Origin of the sequence: Azospirillum thiophilum, assembly GCF_001305595.1 — a bacterium.
In the GTDB taxonomy this organism is placed as follows: domain Bacteria; phylum Pseudomonadota; class Alphaproteobacteria; order Azospirillales; family Azospirillaceae; genus Azospirillum; species Azospirillum thiophilum.
Map to the genome: position 1 here is coordinate 275,683 of NZ_CP012406.1, position 21,818 is coordinate 297,500.

General features: G+C 68.3%; 18 protein-coding genes and 1 tRNA gene. 10 read left to right on the forward strand and 9 right to left on the reverse strand.

Features of this window, described 5'->3' with window-relative positions; genetic code table 11:
- Positions 1 to 47: 47 nt before the first annotated feature.
- Positions 48 to 1,016: an ROK family protein gene (locus AL072_RS29570; protein WP_045585062.1), complete on the forward strand. Its 969-nt coding sequence runs from the start codon at positions 48 to 50 to the stop codon at positions 1,014 to 1,016.
- Between the two features lie 2 nt (positions 1,017 to 1,018).
- Here AL072_RS29570 and AL072_RS29575 read toward each other — a convergent pair whose 3' ends face one another.
- The 5 genes from AL072_RS29575 to AL072_RS29595 all read right to left on the reverse strand — a co-directional run bounded on the left by AL072_RS29575 (position 1,019) and on the right by AL072_RS29595 (position 6,237).
- Positions 1,019 to 1,417 carry a hypothetical protein gene (locus AL072_RS29575; protein ID WP_045585063.1) on the reverse strand — a complete coding sequence of 133 codons (399 nt, stop codon included), beginning with the start codon at positions 1,415 to 1,417 and terminating at the stop codon, positions 1,019 to 1,021.
- A gap of 130 nt (positions 1,418 to 1,547) precedes the next feature.
- Complete coding sequence (locus tag AL072_RS29580; protein WP_245637081.1) at positions 1,548 to 3,269, reverse strand: ArnT family glycosyltransferase; 1,722 nt, start codon at positions 3,267 to 3,269, stop codon at positions 1,548 to 1,550.
- Entirely contained in the window at positions 3,266 to 3,601 is a 336-nt protein-coding gene (locus AL072_RS29585; RefSeq protein ID WP_045585064.1) for a lipid-A-disaccharide synthase N-terminal domain-containing protein, read from the reverse strand. The genes AL072_RS29580 and AL072_RS29585 overlap by 4 nt, the downstream gene beginning before the upstream one ends.
- 43 nt (positions 3,602 to 3,644) lie before the next feature.
- Positions 3,645 to 4,406 (reverse strand): glycosyltransferase family 2 protein, encoded by a 762-nt coding sequence (locus AL072_RS29590; protein WP_045585065.1) that lies wholly within the window; start codon positions 4,404 to 4,406, stop codon positions 3,645 to 3,647.
- Between the two features lie 115 nt (positions 4,407 to 4,521).
- Positions 4,522 to 6,237 carry a Do family serine endopeptidase gene (locus tag AL072_RS29595; protein ID WP_045585066.1) on the reverse strand — a complete coding sequence of 572 codons (1,716 nt, stop codon included), beginning with the start codon at positions 6,235 to 6,237 and terminating at the stop codon, positions 4,522 to 4,524.
- A 420-nt stretch (positions 6,238 to 6,657) separates the two neighbouring features.
- On the opposite strand from AL072_RS29595, the gene AL072_RS36090 reads away from it, so the two are divergent.
- Both AL072_RS36090 and AL072_RS29605 read left to right on the forward strand, forming a co-directional pair.
- Positions 6,658 to 7,497 carry a helix-turn-helix domain-containing protein gene (locus AL072_RS36090; RefSeq protein ID WP_082109275.1) on the forward strand — a complete coding sequence of 280 codons (840 nt, stop codon included), beginning with the start codon at positions 6,658 to 6,660 and terminating at the stop codon, positions 7,495 to 7,497.
- Between the two features lie 159 nt (positions 7,498 to 7,656).
- Positions 7,657 to 7,742: transfer RNA gene (locus AL072_RS29605), tRNA-Tyr, on the forward strand.
- A gap of 110 nt (positions 7,743 to 7,852) precedes the next feature.
- On the opposite strand, the gene AL072_RS29610 is transcribed toward AL072_RS29605, so the two are convergent.
- Complete coding sequence (locus AL072_RS29610) at positions 7,853 to 9,778, reverse strand: PAS-domain containing protein (RefSeq protein WP_045585068.1); 1,926 nt, start codon at positions 9,776 to 9,778, stop codon at positions 7,853 to 7,855.
- 257 nt (positions 9,779 to 10,035) lie between these two features.
- Here AL072_RS29610 and AL072_RS29615 point away from each other — a divergent pair, with 257 nt between their 5' ends.
- The 5 genes from AL072_RS29615 to AL072_RS29635 all read left to right on the forward strand — a co-directional run bounded on the left by AL072_RS29615 (position 10,036) and on the right by AL072_RS29635 (position 15,318).
- On the forward strand, positions 10,036 to 10,461 hold the full coding sequence (locus tag AL072_RS29615; RefSeq protein ID WP_045585069.1) for a YqaA family protein: 426 nt from the start codon (positions 10,036 to 10,038) through the stop codon (positions 10,459 to 10,461).
- 243 nt (positions 10,462 to 10,704) lie between these two features.
- A complete protein-coding gene (ccoG, locus tag AL072_RS29620) occupies positions 10,705 to 12,195 on the forward strand; it encodes a cytochrome c oxidase accessory protein CcoG (protein WP_245637082.1) in 1,491 nt (496 codons plus the stop codon).
- Positions 12,196 to 12,646: 451 nt separating this feature from the next.
- On the forward strand, positions 12,647 to 14,173 hold the full coding sequence (locus AL072_RS29625; RefSeq protein ID WP_082109276.1) for a Vps62-related protein: 1,527 nt from the start codon (positions 12,647 to 12,649) through the stop codon (positions 14,171 to 14,173).
- A 206-nt stretch (positions 14,174 to 14,379) separates the two neighbouring features.
- A complete protein-coding gene (locus AL072_RS29630; protein ID WP_045585072.1) occupies positions 14,380 to 14,934 on the forward strand; it encodes a hypothetical protein in 555 nt (184 codons plus the stop codon).
- A gap of 201 nt (positions 14,935 to 15,135) precedes the next feature.
- Positions 15,136 to 15,318 carry a hypothetical protein gene (locus AL072_RS29635; RefSeq protein WP_045585073.1) on the forward strand — a complete coding sequence of 61 codons (183 nt, stop codon included), beginning with the start codon at positions 15,136 to 15,138 and terminating at the stop codon, positions 15,316 to 15,318.
- Between the two features lie 44 nt (positions 15,319 to 15,362).
- Here the strand turns inward: AL072_RS29635 and AL072_RS29640 are convergent, their stop codons facing one another.
- From AL072_RS29640 to AL072_RS29650, 3 genes are all read right to left on the reverse strand, one after another.
- On the reverse strand, positions 15,363 to 16,526 hold the full coding sequence (locus AL072_RS29640) for a cytochrome-c peroxidase (RefSeq protein WP_045585074.1): 1,164 nt from the start codon (positions 16,524 to 16,526) through the stop codon (positions 15,363 to 15,365).
- 164 nt (positions 16,527 to 16,690) lie between these two features.
- Positions 16,691 to 17,542 (reverse strand): uroporphyrinogen-III synthase, encoded by an 852-nt coding sequence (locus AL072_RS29645; RefSeq protein ID WP_045585075.1) that lies wholly within the window; start codon positions 17,540 to 17,542, stop codon positions 16,691 to 16,693.
- Positions 17,543 to 17,627: 85 nt separating this feature from the next.
- Positions 17,628 to 18,248 carry a class I SAM-dependent methyltransferase gene (locus AL072_RS29650; protein ID WP_045585076.1) on the reverse strand — a complete coding sequence of 207 codons (621 nt, stop codon included), beginning with the start codon at positions 18,246 to 18,248 and terminating at the stop codon, positions 17,628 to 17,630.
- A gap of 315 nt (positions 18,249 to 18,563) precedes the next feature.
- Here AL072_RS29650 and AL072_RS29655 point away from each other — a divergent pair, with 315 nt between their 5' ends.
- Together AL072_RS29655 and AL072_RS29660 are read left to right on the forward strand one after the other, a co-directional pair.
- Positions 18,564 to 20,423 carry a sensor histidine kinase gene (locus tag AL072_RS29655; protein ID WP_045585077.1) on the forward strand — a complete coding sequence of 620 codons (1,860 nt, stop codon included), beginning with the start codon at positions 18,564 to 18,566 and terminating at the stop codon, positions 20,421 to 20,423.
- Positions 20,420 to 21,814 (forward strand): sigma-54-dependent transcriptional regulator, encoded by a 1,395-nt coding sequence (locus AL072_RS29660; RefSeq protein ID WP_045585078.1) that lies wholly within the window; start codon positions 20,420 to 20,422, stop codon positions 21,812 to 21,814. Before AL072_RS29655 ends, AL072_RS29660 begins: the two co-directional genes overlap by 4 nt.
- Positions 21,815 to 21,818 lie beyond the last annotated feature (4 nt).

The following is a 21,818-nucleotide window of genomic DNA, read 5'->3' on the forward strand; positions in this document are numbered from 1 at the left end:
GGCCGGCGCTATGGATGGACGAACCACCGACAGACAGGTCACGCAGCATGGCACCCACCGGATCGCGATATGGGAGCGGCCACCGCATCGGCATCGATCTGGGCGGCACCAAGACCGAAGGCATCCTGCTCGACCGCCAGGGAAACCAGCTGGCCCGGCATCGGGTTCCCACCCCCCAGGGCGATTACGGCGGCACCGTCGCGGCCATCCGCGATCTGGTGGCGAGGCTGGAGGGGGAGATCGGCGGGAGCGGCAGGGCCACGGTCGGGCTCGGCATCCCCGGCGCCATCTCCCCGGCAACGGGGCTGGTGAAGAACGCCAACTCGACCTGGCTGATCGGCCGGGACTTCGCGGGCGACCTTGCGGCGGCGCTGGGCCGGCCGGTGCGGATCGAGAACGACGCCAACTGCCTGGCGGTGTCGGAAGCCACCGACGGAGCCGGGGCCGGCTGCGGCGTGGTGTTCGCTGCGATCCTCGGCACCGGCTGCGGTGCCGGCATCGTCGTCCATGGCCGGGTGCTGGGCGGACGCAACGTCATCGCCGGGGAGTGGGGGCACAATCCCCTGCCCTGGCCGACCGATGCCGAGCGGCCGGGCCCCGCCTGCTACTGCGGCAAGCATGGCTGCCTGGAAGGCTGGGTGTCCGGTCCAGCGGTGGCCGCCGACCATTTCGCCGCGACCGGCGAGCGGCTCGACGCCGCGGCGATCCTGGGCCGGGCCGGAAGCGATCCGGCCGGCGCCGACCCCGCCTGCGCAGCGACTGCGGACCGGCTGGTCGACCGGCTTGGCCGCGGGCTGGCGGCGGTCGCCAATCTGCTCGACCCCGACGTGATCGTGCTGGGCGGCGGGCTGTCCAACGCGGAGTTCCTGTACGACCGGCTGCCGGCGGCGATGGCGCCCTGGGCCTTCACCGACCGGCTCGACACGCCGGTGCGCCGCGCCCGCCACGGCGATTCCAGCGGCGTGCGCGGGGCGGCGTGGCTATGGCGCCCGGGCGAGATGCCGATGGACGCCTGACCTTACGGACGCTGCACCGTCCGCGGTGTCGGCGGCGGATCGGCGCTGCGCGGTGCGGACACCGCCCGCTTGGCCGCGGTGGGGTCGACCGGCGGCGGAGTCAGCGAGTGGTTGGCGGAATAATGGCGGTTCGTCCGCTTCACGTCGGTGCCGTAGCGTGCCATGCCGGCGCGGTGCTCCCCCGTCTTGCCGAAGGCGCCCCAATGGGACGGCGCCGGGCCGGGGATCGGCTGGGCCTGATCCATGTTGCGCATGTAGGGTCCGGTCGGGACCATCTGGTCGTACACCCAGGGCGCATACTCCTGCTTCTGGGCGTGGGCGGGCACGGACAGCGCCATCGTCGCGAGGAGGACGGCGACAGCGGAGGCGGATGTCTTGGCGGCGGAAGCAACGCGGGTCATCGAACAGGCGCCTTTCGTCCGGATACGGATCGGAAGGACCAGTCGAGCGCAAAGCGTCCGCGTCGTCCAATGCGGAGGCGCGTTACCCATCCCGGAGCCAGGATCGCCCAAGCGGGCGGTTCCCCCGCCCTTACGATGCAGGCAGACGGTAGAGCGTGAGGTGCAGGCGCCTGCCGGTGTTGTAGTTGAATCCGGTCAGATCGGCGAGCGGCAGCGGCACCGCGGTCCCCAGACTGTCGAGGAAGGACGCGGCCTCCCGGTCCTCCACCAGCGCCAGCCCGCAGGCGCGGTCCGCCACCAGATGCACCGCGGCGCCGGGGCCATGGACCAGCTTGGTCGGCGTGCCGAGCAGGAAGACCAGGCTCGGCTCCGAATAGCCGGCCGCGGCGACGACGCTGTCCGGGCAGGGCCGGTTCTGCTCCACCGCGCGGGCGGCCTGCCGGCTGACCCACACCCCGTCGATGTTCGGCAGCACCGCGGCGTAGGTTCCGGCATAGAGCAGCGCCGCCGCAGCCAATCCGGCGGCAAGCCCGGTGCGCAGCTCGGTCCGCAGCAGCGAGCGCAGGGCGAGCGCGAAGAGACCGCCGACCGCCGGCACCAGCGACACCGCGACCGGGTCGATCCGCCGGTCGACCAGCCAGGGGATCAGCGCGACCGCCAGGGTCAGGGCGCCGAATCCGATGACGCCGAGTGCGACCGCCGCGGCGACCAGCCAGCGGCGGGGCCCGGCTTTCCGGGCGGGATCGCGGCTGAACTGGTCGAGCAGGGCCGCCGCCGCCAGCGCGGCGATCGCCGGGAAGACCGGCAGGGTGTAGTGCAGCAGCTTGGTCGGCACCGCCTCGAACACCAGCCAGCTCGGCACGATCCAGGCGATGCAGAAGCGAACAGCCTCCACCCGACGCCGTGCCCACACCCAGGGAACCGCCAGCAGGGCCAGCAGCGACCAGGGGCCGAAGGTGACCCAGAAGGTGCCGAGGTAATAGCCGGGCGGCAGGCCCTTGCCCTCCTGCCCGCCCGACACCTTGCCCAGCATATCGTGGCCGACGGATTCGGCGAAGAAGGCGCCCTTGCTCTTGATCGCGATGGCGACCAGCCAGGGGGCGGCGATGGCGGCGACGATGGCGAGTCCGGCCAGCGGCTTCAGCCGCTTCAGCCATCCGGCCTCGCGATCCCACACCGCCAGCACCAGCACGGTGCTGCCCGACACCAGCAGGACCATCGGCCCCTTGACCAGCACGCCGACGCCGGCGGCGATCCAGAATACCAGCGGCGCGGTCCAGGCCGCCCGCCCGGTGGGGACGGGATCGCGGCGGGTCAGGTAGAGCTGCGCCAGCGCCGCCTGCCCGAGCACCACGGTGGCGAGCAGCACGGCGTCGGTCTTGGCCATCCGCGCCTCGACCCCCAGCACGACGCAGGAGGCCAGCATCAGCCCGGCGACGAAGCCGGCCGGACCGCCGAACAGCCGGGCCGCGGTCCAGGCGCTGGCCAGCACCGCCAGGATGGCGCCCAGGAAGGACGGGATGCGGTAGGTCCAGATGACTTTTTCGTCACCGACGGGGATGCCGCGCAGCGCGTCCGCCGCGGCAGTCGCCGCGCTCTGCAGCCAGTAGATGCCGACCGGCTTCTTGTAGCGCGTCTCGTCCTGGAAGCGGATGTCGACATAATTGCCGCTGTCCAGCATCTGCGACGAGGCCTGGGCGAAACGCGCTTCGTCCCGGTCGAAGGGCGGCAGCACCGTGAAGCCCGGCAGGAAGAGCGCCGCGGCGATCAGCGCCAGCAGCGCATAGGCGTAGAGCGGCAGGGAGGTCGGCGGCAATGCCGTCCGCGGCATGGACGGGACGGGCGGGATCACGATTTGCTCGGAACCGCGCCGGCGGCGGCCTGCGACTTCTTGTGAGTCCAGACGAAATAGACGTTGCGGGCGTAGATCACCAGGCCCATGCCCTGACCCAGCATGAAAACCGGGTCGAAGCGGTAGAAGGCATAGGCGAACAGCAACGCGCCGCCGCCAAGCGAGAAATACCAGAACATCTCCGGCACCACGCTGCGGCGGGCCTTTTCGCTGGCGATCCACTGCACAACGAAGCGCATGGTGAACATGAGCTGGGCGAAGAAGCCGATACCGACCCAGACGAGATCGGTGGTGCTTTGCCCCTGGAACCACGCTGCGGCGCGCTCAAGCATCGTTCGGAATCCTGATACCGGATAGAGTCGGTTGAAAAATCGCTCAGAGACGTTCGGAGACCGGCGACAGCTTGGTCCGCCGCTTCAGCCAGTAGACACCCAACAGATCGACCACGCCGATCAGCCCGCGCCGCCAGTTGTTGTATTTCGACACGCCGCGTTCGCGCGGGCGATGGTTCACCGGCACATAGGCCACCGGATGGCCGTGGGCGTGGAACAGCGCCGGCAGGAAGCGGTGCATCGCCCCGAAGAAGGGCAGATCGAGGAAGGCGTCACGGCGGAACAGCTTCAGCCCGCAGCCGCTGTCGGTGCAGCCGTCCTGCAGGAAGGACTGGCGGACAGCGTTGGCGATCTTCGAGGCCCAGCGCTTGGACAGCGTGTCCTGCCGCCTCATCCGCAGGCCGCCGACCAGAACCGGCGCCCCGGCCTCGCCGGTCGCGACCAAGGCGAACAGGGCCGGGATGTCGGCCGGATCATTCTGGCCATCGCCGTCGAGCGTGACGACGAACTCGCCGCGCGCCGCCTTCACGCCGCTGCGCACCGCGGCGCTCTGGCCGGAGCGGCGGGCATGGCGCAGCACGCGCAGCCGGCCGGCCTCGACCGCCGGCACGAGCCGCGCCTGGGTGTCGTCGTCGGACTGGTCGTCGACGAAGATGACCTCGAAACCGCCAACCGGCTGCAACGCCCGCTCGATCTCTTCGAGCAGCGGCAGCACGTTGTCGGCCTCGTTGAAGACGGGGACAACGACCGACAGCCGCACCGGCTGGCCGTTCTCCGGATAAATGCTCACGGTTTGCCATCCCATTCGCCAAACGGGCGGCAAATTACTCTCGCGGCGCCGCGAACGGTAGCGGAAAAGGATGAGGCCGGAGCGGGGCAGCTCCCCGCTTCCGGCCCCGCTTCCGTTCCACCCGGAAAAATCAGCCCTTCCGGTCGTCCTTCCGGCCGTCCAGCGGCAACGGGACATAGCGCAGGTCGCCGCCGCGGCTGACCAGCATCAGCAGGGTCTTGCGCCCCTGCTCCTTCGCCCGGGCGATGCGGATGTCCAGATCGGCCGGCGTCGCCACCGGCTCCTGACCGGCCTCGACGATGACGTCGCCAAGGTCGAGCCCGCGTTCGGAAGCGGCGCTGTCGCGGTCCACCTCCGTCACCACCAGCCCGTCGATGCCCTCGTCAATGGAGAAGGTCTCGCGCAGGCCCGGCGTCAGCGGGGCGAGCTTCAGGCCGAGCGCGCTCCTGCTCTCCTCCGGTTCGGCGGTGCGGGGGGCGCCGGTCGAGCCGGACAGGGCCAGCTGCTGCGGCTCGTTGCGCAGTTCGCCAACCGTCACCTGCACCGTCTGCGGCTTGCCGGCGCGGAACAGGGTCAGCGGCACGTCGCGGCCGATCTCGGTGGAGGCGACCATGCGGGGCAGCTCGCGCATCTGTTCCAGCGGCTTGCCGGCGAAGCCGGTGATGACGTCGCCCTGGCGCAGGCCGGCGGCGGCGGCGGGGCTGTCGGGCGAGACGCTGGTGACCAGTGCGCCGCCGCCGGCACCGTCGATGCCGAGGCTTTCGGCGATGTCCGGCGTGACCCGCTGGACCTGGACGCCCAGCCAGCCGCGCCGCACCTTGCCGCCGTCCTTCAGCTGGTCGATGATCGGCTTGGCCAGCGAGGACGGGATGGCGAAGCCGATGCCGACCGATCCGCCAGTGGGCGAATAGATCGCGGTGTTGATGCCGATCACCGCGCCGCCGGCATCGTACAGCGGGCCGCCGGAATTGCCGCGGTTGATGGCGGCGTCGGTCTGCAGATACTCGTCGTAAGGGCCCTGCTGGATGTCGCGGGCGCGCGCCGACAGGATGCCGGCGGTCACCGAGCCACCCAGGCCGAAGGGGTTGCCGATGGCGACCACCCAGTCGCCGACCTCCACCGATTCGCTGTCGCCCCAACGGGCGGCGGAAAGCGGCTTGTCGCTCTCGACCTTCAAAAGCGCGAGGTCGGTCGGCGTATCGGAGCCGACCAGCCTGGCCGGCAGCCTGGTGCCGTCATGCAGGGTGACGGAGATCTCGGCGGCGTCGGCCACGACATGGTTGTTGGTGACGATCAACCCGGCGGAATCGATGATGAAGCCGGATCCCAGCGCCATGCTGGGCAGGCCGCCCGGGCGTCCCGGTTCCCCGGGACCGGCGGAGCCGTCGCCGCCCGGGGCGCCGCCCGGGGCGTCGTTCTGGGTACCGCCGCGCTGGCGGTTGCGGAATTCGCGGAAGAACTCCTCCAGCGGCGAGCCGGGCGGCACGTCCATTCCCTCCGGCAGGCGGCCGCCGCCGCCGGGCGTCGCCCCCTGCGGCGCCTGGGTGCTGGAGATGTTGACCACCGTGTCGACCTGCGTCCGGGCAAGGTCGCGGAAGGAGGGCGGCGAATAGCTGCGGCTCGCGTTGGGCGGCGCGTTTGCCGGATTGGCGGCGGGATTGGCGGCCATGCCGGGGGCCGCCGCATCCTGTGCGGCTGCCGGTCCGGAGGGAAGCACCGGCAACAGCACGGCGCCGGAGAGCAGCGCGCAGAGCGCCGCGGCCGGCAGGCCCCGGATGACAGCCGGCAGGCCCCCGAAAACGGGACGGGAGGTCGGAAACGAACGCGGCGCGGGCGCATGCGGCATGGACGGTCTCCGCCGAAACAGTTGGGACCAACGGCGACCGCCGACAGCCGGAGGTCGCAATGCCCGGATCGGGGCTATTTCTGATTGGCAAAACGCGCGACCCCCCGTCCGGGGTCCATCGCCCTTTTGAAAAGACCTGTGAAAAGACGTCCGCCACCACCGGTTTTTAAAACTGCGGACAACCACCACGCGTCGCGCCCGATTGGGACATCGGATACAAAATCACGATTCCGTGCAAAGTTATGCTGGCATTTTTGAGAAGAGTTTCCGATAGTCGTCCATACCGAAAACATCGCCCGCCAGCGTGAAGCCCCGATGCTGCTGACGCACGCGCCCGCGTGGTCCCGCGTCGGAACCGAGCGGTTCGGGTGGACATGCTGACGAATGACTGAAAATTCACTTTGGCAACCGAGCGATATAATGAACGCAGAAACCGGGAGCGAACCGGAGTCTCCCAAGAAGCGTGGCCGCATTCCGCAGTCGGCGTGGCCCCAAATTCTTGAACGTTACCGTAGCGGCGTGACCCTGTCGGCCATTGCGCGTGAATTCGAATGCACGCCCAGCGCGATCTCCTACATCATCAAGAAGGCGGAAGCCGCGGGTGATCAGGGCGGCGACCAGAGCGGTAGCCAGGGTGACGTGCCCCAGGAGGACGTGACGGCGGGCGGCGACGCCGAGGCCGCCGCCCCGGCGGCCGAGACGGCTTCCGAACCCCCGGCTGCCGAACCTGCTCCGGCAGCCGAGGCTCCGGCCGAGCCGCGCCGTGCGGCCGGCCGTGCGACGCGCGGCACGCTGACCCGCGCCCCCAGGTCCGAAGCGGCCCCGACCGCCGACGCGCCGGCCCCGTCCGCGGAGACGCCGGCCCCGGCGCCCGTTCCAGCCCCCACCGAAACGCTGCGCCTCAACCGCCCTGACCCCAACCCGGCTCCGGTTCCGGCCCCCGCTCCGGCTGCGCCTGCAGCATCGCCGGCCACTGCAACAGCCGATGCGGCGGCCCCGCGCGTGGCCGGCCAGCCGACCCCGCCCGTCGACGCGGTGGAAGGCCGGCTGCGCGATACCGCCAAGGCCTGCATCTCGGCCTATCGCGGCTGGCGTCAGCAGCCGAGCGAAGCGACGATCCAGGCGCTGTCCGACACCGTGCACGAGCTGCGCAAGGCCTTGGCCCGCGTTGAGATCGACATGTCGGCCAGCCGGCGCGAGGAACAGGCGATCCGTCCGATCCCGATCCCTGCGCACCGCGCGTCGCGCCGTCCGAACTGACCGGACTTTGAAAGCGGGTTTGTAAAAGCCCTTTTCAAAAAACCTCCGCCCTCTCCTGAGGGGGCGGAGGTTTTTTTATGCCCGTCGAAAACCGCTTTCGGACCGCGCAAAAGGGGCTTGACGGCCACCCGATCGAAAGGCTACTCCTCTGCGCCCGTTGGAAGGGTGGCCGAGTGGTTAAAGGCAGCAGACTGTAAATCTGCCCGCGATAGCGTACGCTGGTTCGAATCCAGCCCCTTCCACCATCGCACTGAGTCCAGCCGCTGCTTCGAACAGCATTGCCGCACGAGGGCGCTGGAGGGCGGTGAAAAATACCCGCCTCTCCCCGATTTTTATAAAGTGGTTTCCAAGACCGTCACAGCGGCTGCGGTTCCGCCGGAGTGACGCGCGGGAAACGCAGGGTGAAGGCAGTGCCGGCAGCAGGCGCACTGTCGAGCCGCAGCCGTCCGCGCAGCGTGCGCGTGACCAGCGTATAGACGATGTTCAGCCCCAGTCCACTGCCGCCGCGGTCGCGGCTGGTGGTGAAGAAGGGTTCGAACACCTTGCCATGCAATTCCGGCGGGATCCCGCGGCCGTCATCGGCATAGACCAGCTCCACCTCGCCATCCGACAGCGTAACGGTGACGGTCAGCCGGCCGCGCTCGCCCGGATCGTAGCCGTGCAGGATCGAGTTGATGACGAAGTTCGTCAGAATCTGCCCGATGGCACCCGGATAGCTGTCGAGCAGCAGGTCTTCCGGGCAATGGACCACCACCGCATGCCCGCCGCGGCGGATGCGCATGCCCAGGCTGCGCAGGACCTCGTGGATGTAGTTGTTCAGTTCGAAGACCCGGCGTTCCTCGCTGGCCTGGTCGACGGCGATCTGCTTGAAGCTCTGGATCAGACGGGTGGCGCGTTCGACGTTCACCAACATCAGCTGCGTCGCCTCTTCGGCCAGATCGATGAACTCGGCGAAATCGCCGCGCCGCAGCACGCCCTCCTCGAACAGCTTGCGCAGCGACCGCGTCTTCTCCGCCAGCAGCGAGGCGCCGGTCAGCGCGATGCCGACCGGCGTGTTGATCTCGTGCGTCACCCCGGCCACCAGCGAGCCGAGCGCCGCCATCTTCTCCGCCTGGATCAGCTGGACCTGCGCCTCCTTCAGGTCGTGGAGCGCGCGTTCGGCCTCCTCCTTGGCAGAGCGGACCGCTTCGGCGGCACGCACGCTCTCGGTGACGTCGGTGTGGGAACCGACGATGCGGAAGATCCGCCCGTCGCTGCCCGGCACCGCGATGGCGCGGGTGTCGAGATAGATCGTCGCCCCGGACCGATGGCGAAAGCGCTGAAGCAGGTGGTGTTCCGCCCGCCGGCCCGTCGCCAGCTCCTCCGCCATGGCCAGCGCCTCGGCGCGGTCGTCGGGATGGATCAGCTCCTCCCAGCGGCGGCGGCTGTTGTCCATCTCCGCCTCGCCATAGCCGAGCAGGCCCCACCATTGCGGGGAGAACCACAGCTCGCCGGTGCGCAGATCCCATTGCGAGATGCCCTCGCGCGCGGCGCGGATCGCCAGCTCGAACAGCTCCCTGCTGGCGGCCAGCTCGCGTTCCGCCTGCTTGCGCTGGGTGATGTCGGTGTAGGTGGTGACGAAGCCGCCGCCGGGCAGCGGCAGGGTCACCGTCTCGATGACGGCACCGTCGGGCCGCACCCGCTCGTTGTAGAAGGGCCAGGAGGCATTGCGGATGTAATCCAGCCGCTGCGCCACCAGTTCCTCCACCTCGCCGCTGCCGTAGCCGCCCTGCTCCGCGATGTGGCGGACCATGATTTCATAGGGCTGGGCATAGCGCGGGAAGTCCGGGTCGATGCAGAGCAGCTCCAGCACCCGCCGGTTCCAGGCGACCAGCCGCAGGTCGCGGTCGAAGGCCATCACGCCCTGGCTGAGACAGTCGAGCACCAGGCTGGTGTTGGCCCACGGCCCGCGCTCGGCTGCTGCCAGCTTGGGGGCCATCGCGGGGGCCATCGTTGCTGCCATCATGGCTGCCGGGTCGTCCCGGCCGGTCGCCACCGCGGTCAGCAGCAATTCCCCCGCATCGCCGGATCCCAGGGCCAGCGTCACCGCAGCGCCTTCCGGCCAGCCGCAGGACACGGGCAGCCCCCGGCGCAGCTCGGCGATCCCCGCCGTTCCGAGCGGACCGCCCAACAAATTCGCGAGCGTTGCATCGGCCGGCGCACCGAACCGGGCAGCAAAGGCGGCATTGGCCCACACCAGACGTTCGTCGGCGCCAAAGCGGGCGAACCCGGTTTCCCCCATGCGCGTGCCTACCCCTCCCCTCCTTCGGGCCTGCGACCGCATGCCGGGAAGCGGGTAGAACCCAAACACCCGGCACGCATCGCGGCTCGTGGGCTCATTCTTGTCCCTTGACGGTTGCCGGGCAAGCGCGATTGCACGGGGCGGCCTTGCCGGAGACCGCCGCCACCGCCCTTGAATTTACGGGAATGCAGTGCCTAATCCTGCGCCGAGGCCGGAGCATGCATGGCCAAGCCGTTGGCCGGGAAAGGATTTGCACGATGTCCGACGTCGCGGCCTATGGCGGCCTGTTCCTGGTGGCGCTGGCGGCCGCGACGATTTTTCCAGCCCAGTCGGAGCTTCTGCTGGCCGGGCTGCACGCGTCGGGCAATTATCACGACGGATTGCTGATCCTGGTGGCGACCGCGGGAAACGTCGCCGGGTCCACGGCCAATTGGGCGCTCGGCCGCTATCTGATGCATTTCCAGGACCGCCGCTGGTTTCCGGTCTCCCGCCGGCTGGTGGAACGGGCGACAGGCTGGTATCGGCGTTTCGGCAAATGGTCGCTGCTGCTGGCCTGGATGCCGGTGATCGGCGATCCGCTGACCCTGGTGGCCGGCATATTGCGGGTCGACCTGCGCCTGTTCCTGCTGCTGGTGACCGTTGGCAAGCTGGCACGGTATATGGCACTGATAGTTGCCATCTGATATGATCAGGTCTCAGCATTGTAAGTAATGCCTCCTGTTCCGACACAATAATGGGCTTGTGAACGGGGCCGCCGCCGCAGTATCTACTGCGCCGGAACGCGGACCCCCCTCGAACCCGCGGAAGGCCTCGACGTCGCAAGGGCTTTTCAGAATATCGACGCTGTTTGACAGAGGTCAAACGCGCCGTACCGGTGGTCGACTATGCTCCGCGCCAACGTGGAACCGGAAATCAGGCCCATCGACATGCCAGAGGGAAGCATCGTTCAGCGAACCCCAGCCCAGACTGCGATCCAGGCCGCCAAGGTTCCGCTGTACGAAAGCCACAAGACGATTCACCCGAAGGCGGTCAAGGGCCTCTACCGGCGCCTGAAGACCATCACCTTTTCCATCCTGCTGGCGCTGTTCTTCATCGCTCCCTGGATCCGGTGGGAGCGCGGGCCGGAGGCGCCGGCCCAGGCCGTCCTGTTCGACCTGACCACACCGCGCTTCTTCGTGTTCTGGATCGAGATCTGGCCGCAGGAGATCTACTACCTCACCGGGATCCTGATCGTGTCGGCGCTGGGCCTGTTCCTGGCGACCGCGTTGGCCGGGCGCGTGTGGTGCGGCTTCGCCTGTCCGCACACGGTGTGGAACGACCTGTTCGTCTGGATCGAGCGTGCCTTCGAGGGCGACCGGGCCGAGCGCATCCGCATGGAGAAGCAGCCCTGGACCGCCCGCAAGATCCTGCGCAAGGCCGGCAAGCATGCGGGATGGATCGCGCTGAGCCTCGTCACCGGTTTCGGCTTCCTCGCCTATTTCACCGACGCCCCGGGGCTGCTGCGCGACTTGGCCACCTTCCAGGCCAGCTACGAGGCGACCTCCTTCTTCGCGATCTTCGCCGGCATGACCTATGTGATGGCCGGCTGGACCCGCGAGCAGATGTGCATGTACATGTGCCCGTGGCCGCGCATCCAGAGCGCCATGCTGGACGAACATTCGCTGGTCGTGACCTATCAGGCCGATCGCGGCGACAACCGCGGACCCAAGCGCAAGTCGCAGAACTGGGACGAGCGGCGGGCCCAGGGCTTCGGCGACTGCATCGACTGCGGCCAATGCGTGCAGGTCTGCCCGATCGGCATCGACGTGCGCACCGGCGAGCAGTCGGACTGCATCAACTGCGGCCTGTGCGTCGACGCCTGCGACAACATCATGATCCAGCAGGGGCTGCCGACCCGGCTGATCGCCTTCGATTCGCTGGCGGCCCAGGACGTCCGCGCGTCCGGCAAGACCTATCAGTGGCGATTGCTGCGCCCGCGCGTCATCGTCTACGCCCTGCTGATGCTGGTCATCGGCGGCGCCATGGCCTGGAGCTTCGCGCTGCGCCCCAGCCTGAACATCACGGTCCTGCGCGACCGCGCCCCGCTGTTCGTGACTCTGTCGGACGGGTCGATCCGCAATGCCTACACCTTCAAGGTCGCCAACAAGACCCGGCAGGACCGTGCCTACACCCTCAGCGTCGCCGGTGTCGCCGGGGCCGAGATCAAGGTGATCGGCGAGGCGGAGGAGGAATCGGCGGCCCACACCGCCACCATCTCGGCCCAGCCGGACAGCGTCGCGACGTACCGCGTCTATGTGACGGCGCCGCGGGCGTCGGTGACGGCGATGTCGCTGCCCCTGACCTTCCAGCTGTCCGACACCGTGAATGCCGCCGATAAGGACAGCCGCGACAGCGTGTTCATGGGACCGACGAACTGACCCCCGCCCATCGTCCCTGATTTGTATCGTCCCTGAGTTATGGCCCGCGGACGGCTGGCGCGCAGCGCAGCCGTCCGCGGGCCATTCTTTTGAAAACGGCAAACAGGCGGACGGCGCCGGTGCGCCTTTCCCCCATTCCGGATGTCGCGTTGGCGCCGGCATGTGCAGGATGCGCCGTGATCGCCACCATGGCATCGCCGAGCACGGTCGGACCCTGGCCGTCGGATCGCCGTCACATCGGGATTTTCCTGCCATTCGCACAGCCGGGAACGCGTTCACGCCGTTCACGCCCCTCCAAATCGGCGCTTGTTGGTAATATGATACACTTAATAGGATTTAAATTCGCTCATGATTCTTTTTTTATTATCAAAAGATTTGTCGGTTGCTTTAATGAAATTATATTACCTTAATATAGACACGCAATAAGCGTGCTTCATCGGAGGGCTGTGCCATGAGCGACAAAAATATTACCGTTCTTCCCGGCCTGAACCGAATCGGATATGGCTACAACGTCTTTGGAAGATACGCAGACAAAGAAAGCTGCACGGTAAATCTCTTTCAAAATACAGATCAACTTGATGTCGTATTCTCATTCAGAGGAAATCAGTACCTATATCCCAAAAATTTTATAAACGTTACGTCAATAAATAGCAGCAATGATAAGTACGTATACGGTAAAAGTGTCTCAGAATACACGTCAAGCCTCAACACGGAAACAGGCCTTTCTGGTAATTATGGCTTCTTCTCCGCCTCTATATCCGTCGATTTCAGCCGAACGACCCGGACGAGTACGAACAATTCCTTTATAACTGTCCGCTGGGTCAACAAGCTGTGGCAGATCGACCTGCCATACGACACCCTTCTTCCTGCTCTCCGTCCCCGCCTGGCGCCGCAATTCGCGAACGACCTGATGCAGATGTCTCCCGACGACCTGTTCATCACCTACGGCACCCATTATGTGGCGAGAGCGTTCATCGGCGGCCGGGCCGACGCGAATTCCGCCATTTCCAGCACGGTTTTCAGCGACACCCAGAAACTCGAGATCGCCGCCACCATGTCCTATGCAGGACTGAGAGGAAGCCTCTCCGTCAAGGACAGGACGACCAACCAAACTGAGATCGACACCTTCAACATGAACTCCCTGAGAACGTCGAGCTGCGTCGGTGGCGATTCGAGTTTGGAAGAGAGTGTTCTCAACGGGCCGGATGATTTCAAGGCATGGTCCGCCACGATCCTTGGCCAACCGGAATTGTGCGATTTCGATGCGCAGAGCCTGAAGGGCATCTGGACATTGTGCTCCGATCCTGCGCGCAGAACGGCCCTTGAAGCCGCCTACAGGAAGTTCATCGCGTATCGGCTGCAGTACCAGATGATCAACACGCTCGAGCCCTGCGGCAACGACCAGGGCAGTGGAGCCAACGGCGATGTCAGCTTCTTCCGGCCTCAGCCCGCCAGCCTCGTGCAGGCGGGTTATTATTGGGTCGGCCATTACGCGCAAGGCAGCTATGGCGACTTGCAGCCGAAGGCCGCGACGATGATCATCAGACCGCACGACAACCAGCCGGGCGCCACCGCCCCGCCGACCGGATGGGTCCAGGTGTGGGGCGACCATGGCTCCGGCCGCGCCAACGACTATTCGCTGTGGGCGCCCATTCCGCCGACGGATTATCGCGCCCTGGGACACCTGGCCCGCTTCAATACCAGCAACTACGATGCCCCGTCCGGGGCCGAGGTGGATCGCTTCGTTTGCGTGCACAAATCGCTGGTGACCGAGGCCGTGGCCGGCGACCCCGTCTGGAACGACAAGGGCAGCGGTTCGGCCGCCGACGGCGCCATCTGGCGGGCCATTCCCGCCGACGCGGATGCCGGGGTCGCCAGCGGAACCTTCTACGCGACGCAGGGGTACGGCACTCCCCCGCAACCCTTGCCCACCGTCTACTGCCTGAAGAGGAGCGCCGTCGACAACGTGAATGCCTGACCGGAAACCGGAGCGCGGCAATCGCCGGAGGGCCGCGCTCCGGACCGTGGCGGATCGGCCTACCGCCTTTCGCCGTTCCGCGCAAAGGGGGACCATCCGCATGGGCAGTTTGCAGCGCCCTCCTTGCGCCTCACCTGACTCAACCGGACCCCAGGCTGGGCAACCGGGACACCGGACCTGCCCGCCGGCAGCGAGGTGAGCGAGCCATGCTTTTCGATTTCGAGCCGTCGGGCATCAACGACACCTACCTGCGCCTGACCCGCGGCGGCCTGTCCTGCATCGTCGCACCGGCCGGCGCCTGGAACGGGCTGTTGCGGGTCAACTACATCGTCGCCGGGGTGGCCGGCGCCGAGCCGCACATGGTTTTCCGCTGCCTGGACGTTGGCTGGGACGACGGCCGCTTCTGCTGGAAAGGGCGGGCGGCGCCGGTGATGACGAGTTCCGCCATGGTCGACATCCTGCTGGAACGCGGGCTGGTGACCGAAGCGGAGGCGGAACGGCTGCTGTTCGGTATCAATGCGCCGGCAGCCGGCGCATCGTCCGACGAGGCACTGATGATCCGCGCGCTGCTCGGCGGCTGCAGCTTCACCCCGGTCTATGAATCGGCACCCCTTGGCGGCGGTCCGCCGCTGGTGACCGGCTTCGCCATGCGCACCCTGTCCGATCCCGGCGCCCATCTGCTGGAGGCGCGCGGCGGGGTGCCGGTGCTGGACGGCGAGGCGCGGGACGCCTTGCGGCGGCAGGTCGGCGCGATTGCCTGACCCTCTCCTCCTTTCGTCGCAGAAAGGACACAGGACGGGGTGCAAAGCGCCGGAAACCGGCCATACGGCCTAGGGACTAAACCTTCGGGCGATAGAAACTGTCACGTTGCCGCGACATTCTTATTGCATCCGCTCACAGGAGCCATACTGCCGCCTATCCGTGCCCCCGATCCCTCTTCCGCGCGAGAAAGCCGACCAGCCATGAACGCCAGACTGTCCCATCGCTGCACCGCCTTGATCGACCGTGCCCGTGCGGCATGGCTCAGCCGACCGCTGGTCCGCCCGCTGGGCACGCGCAAGCCGGCCGGGGGCCGATCCGGGAGTCGCCTCATCACGATGGAACTGCTGGATCTGGAGCTGTACCGGGTCGATATCGGCGGCTGACCAGAAGCCGATCGGTGTAGCGGCCGGCCGGAACCGGCCGGGCCTCACTTCAGCAGGGGCTCGAAGCGCGCGTCGGTCAGCGTCTTCATGAAGGCGACCAGCGCCTTGACCCGGCGGGTGTCCAGCGCCGGCCCGGACTCCAGTTCCTTGCGCGACAGGTTCGCCGCCACCTCGGGCTGCCCCCAGGGCTTGCCGGTTTCCGGATTGACCGCCGCCTTTTCCGTCCGGTTGTTGTAATGGTCGTAGAAGCGGACCACGGTCTCCAGATCCTTGAACACGCCATTGTGCATGTAGGGTCCGGTCACCGCAACGTTGCGCAGGGTCGGGGTCTTGAACTTGCCCTCGAAGGCCGGCCTGGCTGTCGCCGGGTTGTCGTGCAGGCCGCGGTCGGCGAAGCCCGGCTTACCCGTTGCCTCGCGCAGAGTCGGGTTCGGCGGCACGCCGATGTTGTGATATTCGTAATTGGTGAAGATCTCGCCCGCTGCCGCCGGCATCGGCTTCAGCTTGTGGCACTGGTTGCAGTTCGTGAACTGGGTGGAGAAGAACAGGGTCATGCCCAGATCCTCCTCCGGCGTCATCTTGTATTCGCCGCGCAGGTAACGGTCGTATTTCGAATCGAAGGGCGAGAACAGGTCGGTCCGCTCGAAGGCGGCGATGGCGTCGCTCATCGCGTCATAGGCCCGCCCGGCATCGTCCAGCACGCCGGCACCATAGAGCGCCACGAAGGCACGGGCATAGTCCGGATTCTCGGCCAGCCGATCGCGCGCCTGCTCCTTGGAGGCCAGGCCCATCTCGGCCGGGTTCAGCGGCGGGCCGCCGGCCTGGTCCTTCAGCGTCGCGGCGCGGCCGTCGAGGAACTGGCCGCCGACCGGCTTGCCGTCCGCCGTGATGCGGAAGACCGGCGTCAGGGCGGCATAGCTCGCCGTCGGGGCGTTGCGGTCGCCGACCGACTTGCCGTTGTCGCCGACCGACGCCGCCCCGTCCGCCCCGTCGGTGCGCGGATCGGCGAAGCCGAAGGACGGGTTGTGACAGTCGGCACAGGACTGGGTGCGGTTGGCCGACAGGTTGCTGTCGGAGAACAGCGCCTCGCCCAGCTTTTCCCTCGTCGACAGATCCGCCGCGAAGACGGACCCGCCGCCGGCAAGCCCGGCCGACAGGACGGCCAGCGCCAGCACGCGGCGGGAGAAGGGGGAACGGGTGACGGACATGATGACGACGCTCCTGGCAACGGCCGGCCCCGGGACAAGCACCGATCGGGTAGGGATCGGGCATCCGGTGGCCGGCGCCAACACTGCGCGTCGAAGGTTAATCAACACTGAGAATTATTATCAATGAGAACATGTGACGGGCGGGTGGGGCGAAAGGTCGCTCCTCAGCCCGCCCCGTCCGCCAGCAGCTTGCGGATGGCGTTGACCAACGGCTTCATGTGGAAGGTGGTCTCCGGCGAGACGGCGACGGTGCCGCCCGCCGCTTCCACCGCTTCGGCCACCACCGGGCCGACGGCGGCGATGCGGGTGCGGGCGAAGCCTTCGCGGAATGCGTCGCCAAGACCGCAGGCGTCGGCCACCTCGTGCAGGCGACGCACCTGGGGAGAGGCGGTGAAGGCGACGAAATCGATGCGCCCCTCCGCCATCTCGCGGATCGCCGCCTGGACCGCCCCGGTCTCGGAATCGTTGGCGTAGCGATAGGGGGTGACCGCCACCGGCAGGCCGCCGCGCGCCCGCACCGCGTCGAGCAGCGGTTCGTTCGGGTTGTCGGGATAGAGCTGGACGCCGACGCGGCGGCCGGCCAGATCCTCCGTCGCCAGCGCGGCGATGACGCCGTCGGTGGTCGGGGCGGGAGCCGACCTATAGGGGGTGCAGCCGATCTCGCGCAGCGCCTTCACCGGCTTCGGGCCGCGGACGAAGACGCGGGCGCGGCCGATGGCGGCGACGGTGTCGGCCTCCCGGTCGATGGCGCGGGCCACCTTCATCAGGCGGCGCAGCCCCTCGCCGGTCAGCAGCACGATGTCGTCGAACCCCTCGCCCAGCAGCGTCTCCAGCCATTGCCGCGCCGGGGCGGGATCGTCGAGGTCGAGGATCTTCACCATCGGGCAGCGGATGGTCTCGGCCCCATGCTGCTCCATCATGCCGGCGAACAGGTCGAGATCCCGGCTCTCCGGCACCAGAATCCGCTTGCCCGCCAGATCGCCGGCCCCCAGATCGCCGCCCGCAGTGATGGCCATGTCCCGCTCCCGTGATCGCGCCCGAATGACGATGCCCAGACTAGCAGCAGCCGGCAGGCGCGGTCACGCCTGCTATCCCTTGCCGCTATCCGCGCCGGCAATGCAGCAGGCTGAACAGGCCGAAGGGCGGCAGGGTGCGGATGCTTTCGATCGCCAGCCGCGATCCGGTCATCATCGCATCCAGCGTGAAGTCGGGACGCCAGCCCAGCTTCTTCGACAAGGGCGACAGCCAGCCCTCCACCGCGCGCCGGACACCGGGCCGGCGGGCGGCGAAATGATTGACGATGACGATGTCGCCGCCGGGTTTGCAGACGCGCTCCAGCTCCGCCATCGTGCCCTGGGGATCGGGGACGACGGTCATGACATACATGGCGACCACCACGTCGAAGCTGCCGTCGGCGAAGGCCAGCTTGCCGGCATCCATCTCCAACAGCCCTTCGACATGGTCGAGCCGCTCGCGCGCCACCCGCTCCTGCGCCACCTTCAGCATGTCGGTGGACAGATCGATGCCGACAACGCGGTTGTCCTTGCGATAGTCCGACAGCGACAGGCCGGTGCCGACGCCAACCTCCAGGATGCGCAGGCCGCCGCGGCGGTTCAGCCACTCCACCGCCGCGTGGCGGCCCGACGCCAGCAGCACCCCGAACACCCGGTCGTAGAAGCCCGCATAGCGCCGGTAGGCGGCGCGAATGGAATCGGCATCCATGAAACTGTCCCCCCTTCTCAAACCGCCCGATCCGGCCAATTCCCAAAGGTCGAGGCCAGGCTTTCGGCCGCGCACCATAGCCGCCTTTCGGCCAGCATGAAAGTGATGCGAACAACAGGTGCTTGGCATTTTCATCACGAGGACCGGCCATTCACTTTGAGCATCCAGCCATTGCCCATGGCTTTGTCATCGATGCGGTTGGATTTTCATTGATTGAACGTCCATTCAAAATAAATATCTCCACCTCAATTCCGCCGGGATGCGACGGCCAAAAGGCGCTGGACAGCGCCGCCCCGGCGGCTCCATAGACAGGCGATGGCCGACACAGCTTCCTCCCGCCCGCTGCGCCGCCGCCGGGTGGCGTTCCTCGCCGCATTGCTGGCGGCCCTGCTGGTCGCCGTCACCGCGCTGACCTGCTGGGGCGCCTATCGCTGGGCGGAGGCGGAGGCACGGGCGGCGCTGACCCTGAGCGGCGACCAGCGGCTCGGGCTCTATGCCAGCAGCATCCGCAACGCGGTCGGCCGCTACGACTATCTGCCCTTCCTGGTCGCCCGCGACCACGAGATGCTCGATCTGCTGGAGGCGCCGTCCGACTCCCGGCGCGACGCGGCCAACCGGCGGCTGGAGACGGCGAACGCCGTGGCCGGCTCGGCGGCGCTCTATGTGGTCGACCGCAAGGGGCTGGCGCTGGCGGCGAGCAACTGGGCCGACCCGGCGCAGAGCTTCGTCGGCCAGATCTATGATTTCCGCCCCTATTTCCGGCAGGCGGTGGAGAGCGGCAGCGGCCGCTATTTCGGCATCGGCGTCACCACCGGCCTGCCCGGCTATTTCCTGTCGCACGCGGTGCGGCTGGGCGACCGGCTGGTCGGCGTCGCCGTGGTCAAGATCGACCTGGAATCGCTCCAGCGCGACTGGGCGGCCGGCGGCGAGCGGGTGCTGGTGACCGACGAGAACGGCATCGTCTTCCTGTCCAGCCATGCCGATTGGAAATACCGCGCGCTCCGCCCGCTGCCCGACGCGGTGAAGGCGCGGCTGGCACAGACCCGCCAGTACGACCGCAGCGAGCTGGTCCCGCTGGGACTGCATGACGGCCCGGTGATGGAGACCGGCGCCCGGCTGGTCAGCCTGCCCGTCATCGGCATGCCCCTCATTGGTTCGCTTGGCCCTGCGCGTGCGTCCGCCGCCCCATCGCCGGCCCGCCGCGCCTACCTGATGCAGGAGCTGGCGCTGCCGGAATTCGGCTGGACCATCCGCCTGCTGTCCGATCTGGAGCCGGTGCGGGCCGAAGCGGCGGGGGCGGCGGTGCTGACCGGGATGGGCATCCTGCTGCTGGCGGCGGCGGCGGCACTGGGCTGGCAGCGGCGGCAGACCCTGCGGCTCCAGCGCGAGGCGCGGACGATGCTGGAGCGCCGGGTGGAGGAACGCACGGCCGAACTGCTCACCGCCAACCGCGTGCTGCGCGAGGCGCAGGAGGAGCTGGTGCAGGCCGGCAAGCTGGCGGCGCTCGGCCAGATGTCGGCGGCGCTGGCGCACGAGATCAACCAGCCGTTGGCCGCCATCCGCACCTTCGTCGCCTCCACCCGCCTGCTGGCCGAGCGCGGGGAGACGGCGATGGTCCGCGACAACCTCGCCATGATCGGCGATCTGGCCGAACGCATGGCGCAGCTGTCCGGCCACCTCAAGGAGTTCGCCCGCAAGGGGCCGGCGCGGGTGCAGGCGGTGCCGGTCGCCCGCACCATGGACCGCGCGCTGGCCCTGCTCGCCCCCCGGCTGCGCGAAGAGGAGGTGCGGGTCGAACAGGCGATCCCGCCCGACGCGCTGGTCCGCGGCGACGCCGTGCGGCTGGAACAGGTCTTCGTCAACCTGCTGCGCAACGCCGCGGACGCCATGGACCTCTGCGACGACCGCCGCCTGACCCTGACCGCGGTGCGCAACGGCGAGGGCTGGGAGATCCGCATCGGCGACAGCGGCACCGGCATCGCCGAGGCGCACCGGCTCCGGCTGTTCGACCCCTTCTTCACCACCAAGGAGGTCGGGCAGGGGCTCGGCCTCGGCCTGTCGCTGTCCTATGGCATCGTGCGCGATTTCGGCGGCACGCTGAGGGCGGAGAACAACCCCGACGGCGGCGCCTGCTTCGTCGTCCAGCTGCCCGACGCGAAAGGAGGACCGGAATGAAACCCGCCGCCGATGCGACCCCCGTGCTGTTCATCGACGATGAGCCGGCGATGCGCGTCTCGGTCACGCAATGGCTGCAGCTGGCCGGCTTCGCTGCGCAGGGCTTCGAGACGCCGCAGCCGGCGCTGGAGCTGCTGGCGCCGGACTTCCCCGGCGTGCTGGTCTCCGACCTCAGGATGCCGCGGATGGACGGCATGGCGGTGCTGGAACGGGCGTTGGAACGGGACGCCGACCTGCCGGTGATCCTCGTCACCGGCCATGGCGACGTGGCGCTGGCGGTGGAGGCGATGCGGCGCGGCGCCTACGACTTCATCGAGAAGCCGTTCGAGCCCGACCATCTGGTCGCCGTCCTCCGCCGGGCGGCGGAGAAGCGGCGGCTGGTGCTGGAGAATCGCGGGCTGCGCCGGCGGGCGGCGGGCGGCGGGATCGAGGCGCGGCTGATCGGCACTTCGCCCGCCATCGCCGAGTTGCGGCGCGAACTGCTCGACCTCGCCGCCACCAGTGCCAGCGTGCTGATCCATGGCGAGACCGGCAGCGGCAAGGAACTGGTCGCCCGCTGCCTGCATGATTTCGGCCCCCGGGGGGAGAAGGGCGCCTTCGTCGCCGTCAATTGCGGCGCCATCCCCGACAGCATGGCGGAAAGCGAGCTGTTCGGGCACGAGCCCGGCGCCTTCACCGGCGCCACCCAGCGCCGCGCCGGCAAGCTGGAGCATTCCAGCGGCGGCACCCTGTTCCTCGACGAGATCGAGAGCATGCCGCTGTCGCTGCAGGTCAAGATGCTGCGCGCATTGCAGGAGCGCAGCATCGAGCGGCTGGGCTCCAACAAGCCGGTCGCGCTGGACCTGCGGCTGGTCGCCGCGACCAAGACCGACCTGCTCGACCTCAGCGAGGAGGGGCGCTTCCGCGCCGACCTCTATTACAGGCTGAACGTGGCGGAGCTGCACATCCCGCCGCTGCGCGCCCGGGCGGAGGACATCCCGCTGCTGTTCGACTATTTCGCCGCCGGGTTCGCCACCAGCCACGGCCGCGAGCCGCGCCCGCTGGACCCGGCCGATACCGACGCGCTGCTGGCCCATGATTGGCCCGGCAATGTGCGCGAGCTGCGCAATCTGGCCGAACGCCACGTCCTGTCGGTCGGGCGCAGCGGCGTGGCCGGGCTGCTGCGCCGCCGCCCCGTCGGCGGCGAGGCGGCGGCGGCGGTGGCTGTGGCGCCGCGCGCGCTGTCCGATCAGGTCGACGCCTTCGAGAAGCGCGTGATCGAACAGGCGCTGGACCGCTGCAAGGGCGACATCAAGGCGGTGATCGACCTGCTCGACGTCCCCCGCCGGACCCTGAACGAGAAGATGGCCCGCCACGGGCTGGACCGGACGCGCTACCTGCCGCGGGGGTGAAGCC